The following is a 15568-nucleotide window of genomic DNA, read 5'->3' on the forward strand; positions in this document are numbered from 1 at the left end:
TTGGCCGTACAACCCCGGAAAGCACGGAGGAGTGCGGCGCTTAAGAGGAACCTTGAGAAGGCATAAGAGAGTAAGGAAGCTTGAGTGAAGTTAACGAATTCGCCCGGTGACGATAGCTTTGCAGAACCACCTGTAACCATTCCGAACACAGAAGTGAAATGCAAACACGCCGATGGTAGTGCAACGTACGTTTGCGCGAGAGCAGGTCATTGCCGGGCTTATCTTTTTAAGAGCCGCTGTCATATTGATAGCGGCTTTTTCGTTTTCCTGTCTTTTATTTTGGTTTCTCTTTGGGTAAATTAGTTTATATATTTTTCTTTAAGGATTTACCATGGCATCCCGTGAATTACTGCGTAAATTAAATTTAAAAAATCTTTGGCACTTGTTGGCAGTAGGTTTCGGAGCCGGTCTTGCTCCTAAAGCTCCCGGAACATTCGGCTCTTTAGCCGCAATTCCGATTTGCATGGTTCTTTTATATATAGATCCGATTATCTCTGCTTTGTTTATAGTTTTAAGCTTCTTTATCGGGGTTAAGGCTTGCTCTGAAGCAGAGAAGACTATGGGCGTGCACGATCACGGCGGAATCGTTATTGACGAATTTGTCGGTATGTTTATAAGTGTTATGTGTTATCCGGCAAACTACTGGTATGCCTTTTTAGCTTTTGTGTTATTTAGAATTTTTGATATTTTAAAACCGTTTCCGGTTTCCTTGGCTGATAAAAAAGTTGCCGGCGGTTTCGGTATTATGATAGACGATGTTTTAGCCGGCATATACGCTTTTATTTGCGGAAGTGTGATTTTATCTTTTATTTAGTTAGTTTATTTCGGATTTACTTTAAAGCTGTTAATTACGCTTTTACATAGTGATAGGTTGCTGTTGAATATGAATTTGGTTACGGCAGCTTCGCTTTGACGTCCTGATACTTGACAGCTTAGACGATGAAAATCATTAAACATCAGATCAGTGCGCTGATAGAAGTGATTTTCAGAATCAGGAAGATATTCGTCTTCAGGTTTTTTTAAAAAACCGGTTAGTATGATGCTGTAGTGATCTTTAGCATATTGTTCTTTTATCAGATTATATTGTCCATATAACAAGTTTTCTTTGTCGGAAAAAGGCTTTAATATGCTGTCTTTAAAATGCTGTTTATCTTTTAGGTAGTTAAGTTCTTCCTTGTTTAATTTAATGTTTGTATATGAAATAGTAAGTTTGTTATTTTCATTGCTCAAAATAATGCTTAGCATGTTGTCATGTTTGAACACACTGTCTTTAAATTCTTTAGGACAATTAAAACTTACGGTGTAGTCTCTGTCATCAAGATTAAAAGAGAGTTGTTTAATTGATTGATTTGATGCTTTATCAGCTGCATGGGCGCTAAGCGTGATAAGAAGAGCAGATAAAAGAGAAATTTTTAATATATTTTTCATAATAAAAAAAAGAAGAACCGGAATCTCTCCCGGTCACAGGTTAACTTACTTATCGTGTTCAAAACGGTAGCACGGTTTATATTTGCGCTCAGATAAAAGAATGCGTCCCTGGGCAATAAAGTCGCGCATCAATTTATCCATATTATCAATGATTTCTTTATCCCCATGAAGGGTAAACGGACCCTTTTCCGCAACCATTTTTATGCCGTACTCTTTAACGTTGCCGGTGACTATTCCTGAAAAAGCGCGGCGTAAGGCGGCAGCAAGCTTCCACGGCTCTTGATCTTTATGCAGATCAAGGGCACTCATATTCTCATGATTGACTTCAAAAGGTTTTTGCAACTCTTCAGGAATGGTTAAAGACCAGTTAAAGCAATAGGATTCATGCACAAGATTACGGTGTTCGTGGACAGTCTCAAGACCTTTGCTTACTTCAATTGCTACAGCTTTAGGATCATTTATTATGATTTGATAATAACGCGAGATTTCATCGCCAAGTGAAGATTTTAAAAATGAATCTAAGGCCTCAAAATAGGGACGGCTCTTATCATTGCCGGTCAAAATCAGAGGAACAGGATTATGACGATTTTCTCTTAATAATTTAATTCCGAGAATAAAAAGCAGCTCTTCAGCTGTACCGGGACCGCCGGGAAATACAATAAGAACGTGTCCCAAGCGCACGAAAGCTTCCAGACGCTTTTCGATATCAGGCAAGATAACGAGTTCGGATACCATGGAGTTAGGCGGCTCCGCGGCAATAATTGACGGCTCTGTAAGTCCGATGCGGCGGCAATATTCAGCACTCTGCTGAATATGTCCCATAATGCTGCCGCGCATCGGCGCTTCCATTATTCCCGGTCCGCATCCCGTGCAGATGTCAATCTTGCGTAAGCCTAACTCTTTTCCGACTTTATAGGCGTAATTATATTCTTCCGTGCTTATTGAATGACCGCCCCAGCAAACAGCGATATTAGGCTGCGTATCGGCAAGCAGCGCTCCTGCATTGCGCAGAATTAAAAATATCCAATTGGTTATGCCTTGAGATTTAGACAATTTGTCGGATGAAAGCTTTAAGAGCTCTTTGTGGGCAACGTTCGTTAAAACAATATCGCGCAGTACTGAAAACAGATGCTTTTGCAGCATGGATACTATTTCACCGTCAACGATTGAAGACTCCGGCGGGTTTATTAATTCAATTTTAAGTCCGCGCTCGTTTCTTACCACATTGATTTCAAAATTCTGATAATTTTCAAGCAGTTCTTTTGAATTATCTGTAAGGTTGCCGCTGTTTAAGACTGCAAGTGAGCAATTACGATACAAATCGTATAATTCACCTCTTGAATTAAGAGAGATGCTGTCGGCTTCAAGCTGCGTTAAAAGGGCCATTGAGCCTTGGGGCCATACTACTTTTACACTCATACTTTTGTCCTTATGTTGATCTTTTTTTTATTGTAACTATTTAATCGTTTTTTTTCAGTTAAAACAATGATTATTGGCGGATAGTCCTTACAGGAATTATGTCTTCACTAAATTCATTACGAATAGGATTGATGTCAATTCCGCCGCGGCGGGTAAAACATGCCATAACGCAGAGCTTTACCGGACGCAGATTTTGTTTTATGTCATTGAAAATCTGTTCACAGCATTGCTCGTGAAAGCCTCTGTGACGCCGATATGAGACAATATAGGAAAGAAGTGCTTTTTTGTCTATTTGTTCACCTTCGTACCTAATCATGATTGAAGCATGATCGGGTTGTCCAGTTACCGGACATAATGTTCTTAACAAATCAGATCTTAAAGTTTCAATAACGTAATGACCGTTTGAGGGAACAAGCAATTTAGGATCGGGCTCATAGACCGGCTTTTCTATAGGTTCTTGGTCAATTGATGTACCGCTTAGCATTTGAATATTAAAGCACTCGTTATTTTCGTTTAAAGCAAATAATTTAACTTCAACATTGGTTTCAAGAACCTTGCTCAGATCATGGGCGATAATAGCTGTAACTTCTTCTTTATTGCTGAATTTAGTTTGGGTAAAAGATCCGATATAGAGTTTTAATGATTTTGATTCGACAATATAAGGAGAGGTTGCCGGAACTTTTATTGTTCCTACGGCAATCTGCGGGATCCCTTGGCGATTTAAATAAGTAATTTCATAAAGGCGCCATAAGTCGTATCCCAAACTTACGTTGCTTTTTAATTGAGCGCGACCTAAATTGCGTCCGATAGGCTGCAGCACGGTAGGATCGTATTCTTCAAGATAAGAAGTTGCTTTTCCAAGGAGTAATTCATTTTTTTGCATGTTATAAATCTCCGAAGTGACTGCCTAGAATTGATAAGGCAACTAAGGCTGCAGTTTCAGTACGTAAAATACGCGGTCCTAAACTTACGCCGATAAATCCGTTTTCAGCGGCATCGTTAATTTCATCTTGCGATAATCCCCCTTCAGGACCTATAAGCAAGCGAATTTTTGCCGCTGTCGGTTTTAAATTTTTAAGTCGTAAGGAAGATAAAGGATCAAGAGTTAAATTTAAAGCTTCTCGGTCTTTGCTGCACCAAGTTTTAAGATCGGTGATCTCGTTAACTTTGGGGACAAAAGATCTTCCGGATTGCTCGCAAGCGCTGACGGCAATTTTTTGCCATGAATCAACTTTTTTAAAAGATCTTTTTTCATCAAGTTTTACATTGCAGCGAATTGAAGTTAAGGGGGTTATCTCAAAAATTCCAAGCTCTACCGCTTTTTGAACGGTTAAGTCCATTTTATCCCCACGGCTTATTACTTGGCCGAGTTCAATCTGCAGCGGAGATTCGCTGCTGTTTGCGACAGTTTCTAATATCTGTGCTGCAGCTTTATTGCCGGAACGAACTAATTTAGCCTTAAACTCATGACCGATTCCGTCAAAAATGTTGAATAGATCTCCTTCTTTAAAACGCAGAACTCGACAAAGATGTCCCGATCCGTTTTCACTAAGTGTAATTTCCATATTTTCATGAAGATTGCCTTGCGGCTCGTATATGCGTACTGTTCTCACTTTTAACTCACTTAAAATAAAGAATTTTCCTTTAAGAAAAGAGCAATGTTATTGTTCGGCTCTTTTGTATATTTAAATTTTCCCAAAATTTTTGTTTTTTTACCTGATAATGACACGCCCTGAGATTAGGGCAATAGGTATTGTTTATTAAAAAATAAAGGGACATTAATAATATACGGTTTTAGTTTTTCAAGCTCACCTAATATATCGGGTAATATTTTACGGGTTTTAGGGTGGCAGGACACCCTTGCCGCATTATAAAGTTGATTGGCAGTAATGTTTGCTAAACAAAAAGGAATTAAAATATGACGCAGCTTCATACCTAAAAGCGCTTAATTTTGTTAATCTAATCTTTAAATAATCTCATAAATTGAATTTAAAAACAGTCTCTAAGGAGAGTATATGTTCATTGATTTAAAACAATTGGCAACTTTCGGCGTTGCCGGTAATTTTACCGGTCATTTGGAACAAGCCGGAGAAGCACGTGATTTTACTCAGGTTAAAACCGCAGAGAAAAATGCTCCGAAGGCTGTTTTCCCTACTTATCTGCCTAAAAGCGGAAATTCAATTCCTGCTTTTTTAAATGTTTTTCCTTTTGATGAATATAAAATTGAATTTCCCAAAGGAGAAAGCAAACTGCAAATTGAACCGGAGTGTGCAATTGTCTGTGATTTAACTTGGGAGAACGGAAAAGTCACATCTATAACTCCTCTGGTTTTCGGTGCAAGCAATGATTGCTCGATTCGTAAAGAGGGAGCAAAAAAGATTAGTGAGAAGAAAAACTGGGGAAGCGCATCCAAGGGCTTTGCTTCAAATTTAATTAAGATTGATAAGTTTACCGAAGGCGGCATTTTAGACAGATATCGTATTGCCAGCTTCCTGGTGCGTAACGGAGAAGTTTTTGTGTACGGTGAGGACAGCCCGGTACGCGACTACAGTTATTTTTATGAGAAGCTTATTACATGGCTTATCGATAAATTCAATAACCAGGAGAATGCTGGTCCTGCTGAGAACATTAATTTATATTTAAATGAGGCAGGCTGTCCTAAGCAGGTAATGATTTCAGTAGGTGCAACGCGTTATACCGACTACGGTGAGCATAATTTCCTGCAGCATGGCGATAAAGCCGTAGTAGTTGTATATCCTGAGGATGTTTATTCACAGGAAGAGATAATTAAGCGGGTCGGTAAAGATAATCTTGAAGAGGATGATATTTCTGTTCTGATTCAGGAAGTAATCGTTTAATTGAATCTGCTTTTTTGATAAAAGAACGGCCCTTAACGGGCCGCTCTTTTAAATGCTAAAGGTAAACTAAGATAAAGCAGCTTTTAAAGCATCGACTTTATCGGTTTTTTCCCACGGGAAGTTATCTCTGCCGAAGTGTCCGTAAGCTGCCGTTTCTTTATAGATAGGACGAATCAAATCCAGCATCTTGATTAAGCCGTAAGGTCTTAAATCGAAAACTTCATTGACGGCTGCCGCTATCTTTTCATCACAAATGACTCCGGTGCCGAAGGTGTTGACGGAAACGGAAACCGGCTTGGCTACGCCGATAGCATATGACACTTGAATTTCACAGCGCTTGGCAAGTCCTGCCGCAACGACGTTTTTAGCAGCATAACGAGCGGCATAGGCTGCAGAACGATCAACTTTTGACGGATCTTTTCCTGAGAATGCACCGCCTCCGTGGCGAGCTGCTCCGCCGTATGTATCAACGATGATTTTACGTCCGGTGAGACCGCAGTCGCCGACCGGCCCGCCGATTACGAAACGTCCGGTCGGGTTAATGAAATATTTGGTGTTTTTGGTCAGATATTTTGCCGGAATGACTTTTTTGATGATTTCTTCCTGGACTCCTTCTATGACGGAGCTTAAAGAAACATCAGGACTGTGCTGGGTAGACAAGACAACGGTATCAACGGATTCAATGGCTCCGTTGTCGTCGTAAACGAAGGTAACCTGGCTTTTTGCATCTGGACGCAGCCAAGGTATGATGCCCATACGTCTTACTTCAGCTTGGCGTTTGACCAACAGATGAGCATAGGTAATGGCAGCCGGCATTAAAACCGCAGTTTCAGAGCAGGCATAGCCGAACATAAGTCCTTGATCTCCTGCTCCCTGATCTTCCGGATTTTCACGATCGACGCCTTGATTAATATCGGGAGACTGTTTGCCGATAGCATTTAAGAAAGCACAGTAACGACCGTCAAAACCGACCTCGGTACTGTTGTAGCCGATAGCACAGACGGTTTTTCTGACTACATCTTCAAGATCGACGTTAGCTGTTGTAGTGATTTCTCCTGCTAAAACCACCATACCGGTTTTAACCAGAGTTTCACAGGCAACACGAGCCTTTTTATCTTGGGCTAAGATGGCATCCAGTACCGCATCGGAAATCTGATCGGCAACTTTATCAGGATGTCCTTCTGAAACGGATTCTGAGGTAAAAAGTCTTGACATAGATGGATATTACCGGGAGTTATTAAACAATAAATTTCAAACGCTGAATTATACCGCAAAGATATGCGATTTTCTTAATTCATAAGATTAATTTTGTTAGTTTAAGCTAATTTAGGTTACCTATAGACAATAATTTTTCAAAAATATAAATGAGATTTGTATTACAATGATAAGACGGCGTTTCCTGATAGAGATATCGAATGTATTTTTAACGATATTATGTATTATTAAACTAAAGACGTGTATAAAAAGGATTAGATTTTTAATATAACAAACCCGCGAAAATGCGGGTTTGAAAATCTTTAACGGAAAAATTATTGACGGGCCTCTTCTTCAGCCTGACGCAGTAATTCATTAAGACCGATTTTAGAACGGGTTTTTTCATCAACGTGTTTTACGATGATGGCTGCATAAAGTGAATATTTGCCGTCTTTTGAAGGCAGATTACCTGAAACGACAACTGAGTACGGAGGAACTTTACCGTACATGATTTCACCGGTGGTACGATCGTAGATCTTGGTTGATTTGCCGATAAATACGCCCATGGAAATAACAGAGCCTTCGCCGACGATAACACCTTCGACAATTTCGGAACGTGCGCCGATAAAGCAATTATCTTCAATAATAGTAGGACCTGCCTGAACCGGTTCTAAAACGCCGCCGATACCGGCTCCGCCTGATAAATGAACATGTTTGCCTACTTGTGCGCAGGAGCCGACTGTTGCCCAGGTATCAACCATTGTGCCGGACCCGACGCGTGCACCGATATTAACGAAAGAAGGCATCAAAACGGCATTGGGCTCAATATAGCTGCCGCGACGGACGACGGCGCCCGGAACTACGCGTAATCCTTCTTTTGCAAATCTTTCTGCAGTATAACCGTCAAATTTTAAAGGAACTTTGTCATAGAAAGCGCCGCCCGGAGCCTCGGTTACGAAATTGTCCTGAATTCTAAAAGAAAGCAATACCGCTTTTTTAATCCACTGATTAGTAACCCATTCACCGTCAACTTTTTCGGCAACGCGTAAAGAGCCGTCATCAAGACCTGCGATTACGTCGTTAATTGCATCACGGACATTTGCGTCAACAGAGGTTGCACTGATAGCGGCACGATTATCAAAAGCGTTTTCGATGATTTCTATAAGTTTGGTGTCAGACATTTTGTCTCCTTAATTTTTTGAATCGGATTTCTGGTCAAGCACTTTATGCAGCTCTTCGGTTAATTCATCTTTCAAGCTCTGACTTAAGGCGGTGCCTTCTTTGTTGGTAAGCGTGAAAAAGTCGTCAGCGCGTTCTCCCGTGGTGGTGATGCGTGCTGCCAGAATATTACATCCGCAAGCCTCTAAAGTAATGCCGATCTTAGCTAATAGACCGGATCTGTCAAGCGTCGAAACTTCAAGATTGGAGTGGTTGGCTCCCGAGTCTTTTAAAAAAGATATGACGGTCGGGATCTTAAATAAAGAATTAGTTTCTTCTAAACCTTTAGGGAGAGCGGGTTTGCGTTCAAACCCCGCGATTATTGCTTTTCTTAAAGTGTGCAGGCGATCGTTATCAATTAAAGCACCATTTTTAGTCTGAAATTTTATAGAACACAGACAATGATCTTTTTTGGTGCGTACTATCTGTGCACTTTGGATGTTTATTTTCTTTAAAGCCATTACCGAGGCAACGGCAGCAAAATCAAAAGGAGCTCTTTTTTGATAGATAAACATTTCTGTACCGACGTTTTCGTGCTGAGCAAAAAGCACTAACGGAGTATCTTCATACGGGTATTTGATTATATTGCGCGCATGCCAGGCAAGTTCCAAAGGGGAAAAACGAATAAAGTAACCTTCATGGAAATCATTCCACAGTTCCTTAACGTCATTTTCTTTTAGATCCGCAATGTATTGCAGTGCGATTTGCATATTCTCGTTAACATGCAGCGCTATATCCTGAGGGTGTTCAAGACCGTGCCGCAAGGCCTGACGGGTGGAAAAGTAAAGCTGTCTGAAAATTGATTCTTTCCATGAATTCCATTCGTGATCGTTGGTTGCCGCAATATCGGCAACGGACAGGCAGTAAAGCAGATTTAAATGTTCTTCATCTTGAACCAGTTTGGCAAAGTCGTTAACCACTTCAGGATCGGAAATATCGCGGCGCATGGCGATTGCCGACATGGTTAGATGGTTTTGCACGAGCCAAGACACGGTACGATTCTGATATTGAGTGTAATCATGGAGCTGACAGAAATAGATGGCTTCATGAGCACCTATATCTGCGTGATGGCCTCCGCGGCCTTTACCTATATCATGAAGCAGTGCTGCTACGTTTAGCAGTTCAGGCTCGTTTATTTGATGGTAGACATTGCGGAATAAACTGTATTTGCTTTCTTGGGTTTGATTGAGTTCTTGAATATTTTTTATGACATGAATCGTGTGTTCATCAACCGTATAGGTATGAAACATGTCAAATTGAGACAGCCCTTCAATTTTTTCCCATTGCGGCATATAAGCGGATAGTACACGGTGTTCATGCATGAGCGTAATTGCAGATGCAAGGTTGGGACTGTTTTGCAGCAGGCGCTTAAAAGTCTCACGGCATTTGGGAATTTCAATTAAATAATGATGCAGGGAACGGCGAGCTTCGCGCAGCAGCCTTAGGCAGTTGACATGCAGACCCAGAAGGTCGGGCGTCTCCGCCATGACGACGAAAATCTCCAGCATTTTATCAGGATTAGTATTGAAAATATCCGGATCGGATATATCAATAAGCGGACCGCGTTTTATGAAGTAGCTATTGATAAAAACGGGAGAATCGGCTCCTAAATGTCCTGTTATACGCAGAGTTTCAAGCTGCAGAGCCATAGAGTTTAATTCGCGCACGCGCCTTATGGACCGGAAAAAAGTACGCATCATTTTTTCGACGGCAAGCGTTCCGTCTCCGGTGAAGCCTAAAAGCTTGGCGACGGTTTTTTGCATATCCAAAGTAAGTCTGTCATCTTCTTTGGTTAAAGACAGATGTAAAGCGCAGCGGGTTTCCCATAAAAAATTACGGCAAGAAATAAGCTCGTCAAATTCGCTTCTGGTCAGCAATCCTAAAGACAGCATGTCATTTATGGTTTTGGCATGAAAGTGGAAATTGGCAATCCACTGCATGATTTGTATGTCGCGAAGGCCTCCGGGATTGTTTTTGATGTCAGGTTCCAACAAATATGCCGAGTCTTTGTAGGAGTGATGCCGATCAAGCTGCTCATGAAGCTTGGCGTTTAAAAAGCGCAGCGGATCCCAATACAGATCGCTTGCAAGTTTTTGCAGCAGTTTGCCGTATGTATAGTAGGATCCGCAAATCAGCCTGGTTTCAAGCAGGTTGGTCTTAATGGTTAAATCCTGACGGCTTTCTAAAACACATTCGGAAATCGTACGTACCGATGATCCGATATCAAGTTTTAAATCCCATAAAAAGGAAATTAAAGACTCAATAGACTCGGTGCTTTCAGCAGGAAGCTTGTCATAATCGCCGACTATTAAGATATCAATGTCAGACAGGGGAAATAATTCTCCGCGTCCGTAACCTCCTACTGCGGCAAGCGCAAAATTGTCAAATGCGGTCAGATTAAAGTGATGATAAAGTCCTGACAGGAGTTTATCAATCACATAGGTACGGCAGGATAAAAGCTCAGCGACCGCATAACCGTCTTTAAAGCGCTCCTCAAGATAACAGCGCAGCTTACTAAGATACTCTCGACCGGCTTTAACACTGTATTCACTAAGCTCTTCCGTAAAAGGACAAGTTTGTTTTAATTTGTCGGGTCTTACTTTACGGGGGACGGTTATCGGTTCAAACATTTTTTAAACGTTTTTCACATAGCGCTCAAAATTTTCATTGCTGCGCAAAGTTAGGATTTCACAACCGTAGTCGGTTACCAGGATAGTATGTTCATATTGTGCCGACGGCTGATGATCTGCCGTGGTAACCGTCCATCCGTCTTTACGATTTACCTTGCATTTCCAGGTTCCGGCATTAATCATCGGCTCAATGGTAAAAGTCATGCCGGGCTCTAATAAAACGTCTAAATCGTTAGGATAGTGCAGAACTTGCGGATCTTCATGAAATTGTGTTCCGATGCCGTGGCCGCAGTAGTCGCGGACGATGGAGAAGCCGTAACGGCGGGCTATTTTGCCGATAGCCGTGCCGATATCGGCTAAATTGCTGCCGGGGCGTACGGTTTTAATGCCTGCGTAAAGGGACTCTTGCGCGCATTCGCATAATTTGTGATTTCGTACGGAGGTTTCGTCGCCTACGATAAACATCATGGAAGTGTCGCCGTAATATTTATCTTTGATTACGGTAACGTCAATATTGACGATATCTCCTTTATGCAGATGCTTCTTTCCGGGGATACCGTGGCAAACCACTTCGTTTACGCTGATGCAGGTACATTTGGGGTAGCCGTTATAACCAAGACATGCTGAAATTGCATGCTGGGTTTTTTCAATGTATTCAAGGCAGCGGTCATCAAGTTCTTCTGTAGTAACACCGGGGACTACATACGGGGTAATCATTTCAAGAACGTCAGCGGCAAGTTTGCCGGCAACGCGCATTTTTTCAATTTCGCCTGCTGATTTTAAGGAAATATCCATTTTTGTAATGTCCTTTTTTAGTTTTAGGAAAATTATATGAAAAAAGCGAGGTTTGTGACACGTTGCGTTAAAGATTATCAGTCAATTTTATGGCGGAAAAGATACATGGTAAGCGGCATTAGTGCCAAACCGACCAGAATAAGCGGTATAAGCAGCGGTGCTATTTCATAAAAATTCTGCCCTTCAAGGTATACGCGCTGCAGTGCCGTCATGCCGTAATAGAGCGGATTTAATTTAGTAATAGATTGAAACCATGCCGGCATGGCGGAAATCGGGGTCAGCATACCTGAAAGAATAATTGAGGGGAGAATTAAGGTAAATACAAATACGAGAGATTGCTGTGGGCTTTTAGCCAAAGCTGAAATCGCAAGGCCCAAGCTTACGATGCTGATGCTGAATAAAGATAGTATAAAAATGACGTTCAATAAGCTTCCTGCAAACGGGATTTCAAAATAAAAACGGCAAATGATAAACAGCATAAGTCCTTGCATTATTGCAACCAATGTAGGAGGAACGGCTTTGCCGATTAAAATTTCCGCGGGATTTGCCGGAGTCATTAAGAGCATATCAAAAGTGCCGTCCTCGCGTTCGCGGGAAACGCTGAAACTTGACAGAAGCATGACTTGAATGAAGGATAAAGCCAAGATCATTCCCGTCATAATGCTAAAGCGCGAAATATTGTTTTCGTTAAATCTAAGGCGAGTATTAATGTTGATCTGTTCACTATTGTAGTGTTTGTGGTTAAACGCAGCGACAATTGATGTTAAATAGCCTATGGCGATATTGGCCGATGTAGTATTGCGTGCATCTGCTATTACGAAAATTTTAGGATCTTTTTCAAAATCGCTTTTTACGTAAATTCCGATTAAAGCGTTGCCGTCACTGACGGAATTTTTTAGACAGTACGGGTTATAACAAAAGTCTGTAAGTTTAAACAAGGTGGAATTTATATCGTTAAAAAGCTCAGTTGTTTTAGCGCTTTTGGCTTCATCGTAAAAAGCAAAAGGGATGATTTCCGGGTTAAAAGAGGCTCCGTAGCCGAAAATGAAAGATTGGATGATAATCGGCAGAATCAGGATTTTGCGGGTTCCTTTATCCATCCACATTGCTACAAATTCTTTCTTTATTAAGGCAATAATGCGCAGCAAAGATTTAATCATGGCGTCCTCCTTTAATACCGCTGCGTTTTAGCAGTAAAACTGTAAGGGAGGAGAAGAAAACTATATAGAAAATTATGATGCCTAGGTTAATAAGCAGGGTATCGGTATTTCCTCCTGATAAAAAGCAGATCCTAAAGGACTCAACTGCATAAGTAGGAGGAATTAAATAGCCGATAAAAGCAATAAAAGGGGGCACGCTTCTTAAATCAAATAAAGATCCTGAAAGCAAGATTGCAGGCAGGAAGCTTAAAATAATCGCGTATTCCGTTGCAAGGAATTGATCTTTCATTAAAGCGGAAATAAACAGCCCTAAAGCAGCGCTTGAAAGAGTATAGGCACAAACGGTCAGGATAAGGAGAAGTACCGATCCTTGTATCGGGATCTTAAATAAAAGCTCGGTTAAAATTAAGGTCAGAAAAGATCCCCATAAAGACATAAAAAAGTACGGAATAGTTTTTGACAGCATGATTTCAAATGCCGTGACATTAGAAGCAATCAGCGACTCAAAGGTGCCGCGATTTATTTCACGCGCGATGACAAGACTGCACATAAAAGCGCCGACAAGCGTAATAATGCCGACGGTTTGTCCGGGAAGAATATAGCGGTTTGAAATGTTTGCCTCGTTAAACCAATTACGGGATATTATTTCAACCGATTGTGTTTTTACTGTTTGATAGGATGAAAGCGCTCCGCTTATTGCCTGCTGTAAATAACTTTGGGCGTTGATGCCGAAAATTCCTGAAGATCCGTTGACGGTGATTAAAATTTCTCTTTGGCTTAAATTAAGAGGACTTTTAAGATCGGATTTGATGTCAATGATTGCGTCAATTTTATGCCGTTTTAAAAGATCTTCGCCCTCCTGATGAGAATAGACTGTTGTTATTTGTAAATACTCTGAACCTTGCAGCCTTGAGTACAGCAAGGTTGAAACAGAGCTGTTGTTTTCTAAGACCAAAGCCGCTTTTACCGGTTTTATATCCATGCTCATGCCGTAGCCGTAAATTAAAATAAGTAAAAACGGCACGATAAAAGCAATAATAAGAATTGATTTATCTTTGTTTATTTGTTCGATTTCTTTTTTTATAAGATATTTAAGCCTAAGGAGACTCATTTGCCGCCTCCTTTGTTTTTAATCTGAACTCTTCTACTTTCTGCATAAATGTTTCTTCAACACTTATGCGCTTGCCATCTTTTACGCAGATTTTATCAGGTGCCCCCAGGCAAAGGATTGTTCCCTGATCTTGGATTAAAAAACGATCGCAGTATTCAGCCTCTTCCATGAAGTGGGTTGTGACGATAACGCTTGTTCCTTGTGCCGAGAGCTCAATGATTCTCTGCCAGAAAATTCGTCTTGCCGAAGGATCTGCTCCTGAAGTGGCTTCATCTAAAAATAAAATTTTAGGCTTATGCAGCAGTGCGCAGGCCATTGACAGTTGTCTTTGAATGCCAAAGGGCAGATCTTCTCCTAAAACTTCGCAATAAGGCCGCAGCAGAAAATCATCAATAAGATAATTGATGCGTTCGGTTTTTTCTTTGCCGTAAAGTCCGTAGCTGCCGGCAAAGTATTCGATATTTTGTTTTAGCGTCAGTTTTTTATATAAAGAAAATTTCTGCGAGACGTAACCGATTTGGCCGCGGACGGCAGCTTTGGCTTTTCTTAAATCAAAACCGTTTATCAGAATATTGCCATAAGTCGGATTTAATAAACCGCACATCATTCTGAAAGTAGTGGTCTTGCCGGCCCCGTTGGGTCCAAGCAGTCCGAAAATTTCACCTCTTTGTACGGTAAAAGAAGAATGATGTACGGCGGTAAAATTACCGAATTTCTTTTTGATTCCGCTTACTTTGATGATGTCTTCATTATTGTTTTGCGCCTTGATGATATTGCTGCTGTTTACTTCATGCAGCGCTTTTTTGTATTCCGGAAGATTTGTATTTTCGTTAAGGGCGATGTAAACATCTTCAAGAAAAGGCCGGCGTAGGACAAGCTTAAAGTCAATAAACGGCAAAAGTTTTTTTAGTTCGGCGTCAAGTTCTGCAATACTGCAGCTTTTTACGGTTAAAAGATCGATTCGACCCTGTCTTGGAAAAATATCGCTTAAAAAATTAAAGTATTTTTCTTTATTTAATATAAAAAAGTGCAGCAAATCTTTGTAATGATCATTACACATGAATGAGAAACAGCGCGCGGTGATATTTTTAAGTAAATTATCAGGGGGAGCACAGCTTATAATTTTTCCGTCTTTTAAAAAGATGCAGATTTGGGCTTTTTGCGCTTCTTCTAAATAGGAGGTGGAGAAGATACAGAAAGCATTGTTACTTTTTATATATTCAAAAATAATGTCCCAGATTTCTCTGCGCGACAAAGGATCGACGCCTACGGTAGGAGCGTCCAGAATAATGATTTTAGGCTCGGTTGCCAAGGTACAGCATAAGGCAAGTTTCTGTTTCATGCCGCCTGACAGAGCGCTAACCTGATAGTCTTTAAATTTAATCAGTCCGACCTTGGTTAAAAGCTTATTAAGCTTGTCTTCGTTTTGTGCCGGATCTTTATCTTTTATCGCGCAGAAAAAATGCAGGTTATGGATAACCGACAGCTCTTCATAAAGTCCGAGTTTTTCAGGCATATAGCCGAAAGCAGCGTGTTTTTTAAGAGCATTGTCTAAAATCAGACAGTCTCCGGATGTAGGTTTTAAGTTTCCGGCTAGAAGCTTTAAAAGCGTAGTTTTGCCGGAACCGTCCGGCCCGGTGATACTGATAAGATTGCCTTCAATTTTAAGATTAAGTCCTGAGAACACGGGCTTTTTCTTACCTTCTTTCAGGTAGGAAAAATAAAGCTTGTCAAGCTTTAATCCGGCCATTTTCA

Annotated in this window: 13 protein-coding genes and 1 rRNA gene; 3 read left to right on the forward strand and 11 right to left on the reverse strand. The window is 40.9% G+C overall.

The genetic code is table 11. From position 1 onward, the window contains the following. Positions 1-102: 102 nt before the first annotated feature. Together rrf and HMPREF9444_RS03870 are read left to right on the forward strand one after the other, a co-directional pair. Positions 103-218, forward strand: a 5S ribosomal RNA gene (gene rrf, locus HMPREF9444_RS03865). A gap of 113 nt (positions 219-331) precedes the next feature. Next, positions 332-814: a phosphatidylglycerophosphatase A family protein gene (locus HMPREF9444_RS03870; RefSeq protein WP_009143051.1), complete on the forward strand. Its 483-nt coding sequence runs from the start codon at positions 332-334 to the stop codon at positions 812-814. A 5-nt stretch (positions 815-819) separates the two neighbouring features. On the opposite strand, the gene HMPREF9444_RS03875 is transcribed toward HMPREF9444_RS03870, so the two are convergent. The 4 genes from HMPREF9444_RS03875 to HMPREF9444_RS03890 form a co-directional block, all read right to left on the reverse strand. Further along, positions 820-1428, reverse strand: a complete 609-nt coding sequence (locus HMPREF9444_RS03875) for a hypothetical protein (RefSeq protein ID WP_009143052.1) — start codon at positions 1426-1428, stop codon at positions 820-822. A 45-nt stretch (positions 1429-1473) separates the two neighbouring features. Beyond that, the gene (gene ppnN, locus HMPREF9444_RS03880) at positions 1474-2847 is read right to left on the reverse strand and encodes a nucleotide 5'-monophosphate nucleosidase PpnN (RefSeq protein ID WP_009143053.1); all 1374 of its coding nucleotides are present in this window, start codon (positions 2845-2847) and stop codon (positions 1474-1476) included. A 70-nt stretch (positions 2848-2917) separates the two neighbouring features. After that, positions 2918-3730, reverse strand: coding sequence for an NADPH-dependent 7-cyano-7-deazaguanine reductase QueF (gene queF, locus HMPREF9444_RS03885; RefSeq protein WP_009143054.1), 813 nt, complete (start codon positions 3728-3730; stop codon positions 2918-2920). Between the two features lies 1 nt (position 3731). Then, positions 3732-4460: a 16S rRNA (uracil(1498)-N(3))-methyltransferase gene (locus HMPREF9444_RS03890; RefSeq protein ID WP_040909189.1), complete on the reverse strand. Its 729-nt coding sequence runs from the start codon at positions 4458-4460 to the stop codon at positions 3732-3734. Between the two features lie 402 nt (positions 4461-4862). On the opposite strand from HMPREF9444_RS03890, the gene HMPREF9444_RS03900 reads away from it, so the two are divergent. Further along, on the forward strand, positions 4863-5705 hold the full coding sequence (locus HMPREF9444_RS03900; protein WP_009143057.1) for a DUF5718 family protein: 843 nt from the start codon (positions 4863-4865) through the stop codon (positions 5703-5705). 66 nt (positions 5706-5771) lie between these two features. Here the strand turns inward: HMPREF9444_RS03900 and metK are convergent, their stop codons facing one another. From metK to HMPREF9444_RS03935, 7 genes are all read right to left on the reverse strand, one after another. Next, positions 5772-6920: a methionine adenosyltransferase gene (gene metK, locus HMPREF9444_RS03905; RefSeq protein ID WP_009143058.1), complete on the reverse strand. Its 1149-nt coding sequence runs from the start codon at positions 6918-6920 to the stop codon at positions 5772-5774. Positions 6921-7234: 314 nt separating this feature from the next. Continuing rightward, positions 7235-8080, reverse strand: coding sequence for a 2,3,4,5-tetrahydropyridine-2,6-dicarboxylate N-succinyltransferase (dapD, locus tag HMPREF9444_RS03910; RefSeq protein WP_009143059.1), 846 nt, complete (start codon positions 8078-8080; stop codon positions 7235-7237). Positions 8081-8089: 9 nt separating this feature from the next. Next, positions 8090-10747 (reverse strand): [protein-PII] uridylyltransferase, encoded by a 2658-nt coding sequence (glnD, locus tag HMPREF9444_RS03915; protein ID WP_009143060.1) that lies wholly within the window; start codon positions 10745-10747, stop codon positions 8090-8092. Positions 10748-10750: 3 nt separating this feature from the next. Then, the gene (gene map, locus HMPREF9444_RS03920) at positions 10751-11623 is read right to left on the reverse strand and encodes a type I methionyl aminopeptidase (RefSeq protein WP_283163091.1); all 873 of its coding nucleotides are present in this window, start codon (positions 11621-11623) and stop codon (positions 10751-10753) included. Next, positions 11620-12702 (reverse strand): ABC transporter permease, encoded by a 1083-nt coding sequence (locus tag HMPREF9444_RS03925; RefSeq protein ID WP_009143062.1) that lies wholly within the window; start codon positions 12700-12702, stop codon positions 11620-11622. Before HMPREF9444_RS03925 ends, map begins: the two co-directional genes overlap by 4 nt. Next, positions 12695-13813, reverse strand: coding sequence for an ABC transporter permease (locus HMPREF9444_RS03930; protein ID WP_009143063.1), 1119 nt, complete (start codon positions 13811-13813; stop codon positions 12695-12697). The genes HMPREF9444_RS03925 and HMPREF9444_RS03930 overlap by 8 nt, the downstream gene beginning before the upstream one ends. Continuing rightward, a complete protein-coding gene (locus HMPREF9444_RS03935) occupies positions 13800-15563 on the reverse strand; it encodes an ATP-binding cassette domain-containing protein (protein WP_009143064.1) in 1764 nt (587 codons plus the stop codon). Before HMPREF9444_RS03935 ends, HMPREF9444_RS03930 begins: the two co-directional genes overlap by 14 nt. Between the last annotated feature and the right edge of the window lie 5 nt (positions 15564-15568).

Origin of the sequence: Succinatimonas hippei YIT 12066, assembly GCF_000188195.1 — a bacterium.
GTDB lineage: Bacteria > Pseudomonadota > Gammaproteobacteria > Enterobacterales > Succinivibrionaceae > Succinatimonas > Succinatimonas hippei.

Coding starts and splice junctions, on each gene's coding strand:
- HMPREF9444_RS03870 (WP_009143051.1), top strand. CDS start 332: ATGGCATCCCGTGAATTACTGCGTAAATTAAATTTAAAAAATCTTTGG.
- HMPREF9444_RS03875 (WP_009143052.1), bottom strand. CDS start 1,428: ATGAAAAATATATTAAAAATTTCTCTTTTATCTGCTCTTCTTATCACG.
- ppnN (WP_009143053.1), bottom strand. CDS start 2,847: ATGAGTGTAAAAGTAGTATGGCCCCAAGGCTCAATGGCCCTTTTAACG.
- queF (WP_009143054.1), bottom strand. CDS start 3,730: ATGCAAAAAAATGAATTACTCCTTGGAAAAGCAACTTCTTATCTTGAA.
- HMPREF9444_RS03900 (WP_009143057.1), top strand. CDS start 4,863: ATGTTCATTGATTTAAAACAATTGGCAACTTTCGGCGTTGCCGGTAAT.
- metK (WP_009143058.1), bottom strand. CDS start 6,920: ATGTCAAGACTTTTTACCTCAGAATCCGTTTCAGAAGGACATCCTGAT.
- dapD (WP_009143059.1), bottom strand. CDS start 8,080: ATGTCTGACACCAAACTTATAGAAATCATCGAAAACGCTTTTGATAAT.
- glnD (WP_009143060.1), bottom strand. CDS start 10,747: ATGTTTGAACCGATAACCGTCCCCCGTAAAGTAAGACCCGACAAATTA.
- HMPREF9444_RS03925 (WP_009143062.1), bottom strand. CDS start 12,702: ATGATTAAATCTTTGCTGCGCATTATTGCCTTAATAAAGAAAGAATTT.
- HMPREF9444_RS03930 (WP_009143063.1), bottom strand. CDS start 13,813: ATGAGTCTCCTTAGGCTTAAATATCTTATAAAAAAAGAAATCGAACAA.
- HMPREF9444_RS03935 (WP_009143064.1), bottom strand. CDS start 15,563: ATGGCCGGATTAAAGCTTGACAAGCTTTATTTTTCCTACCTGAAAGAA.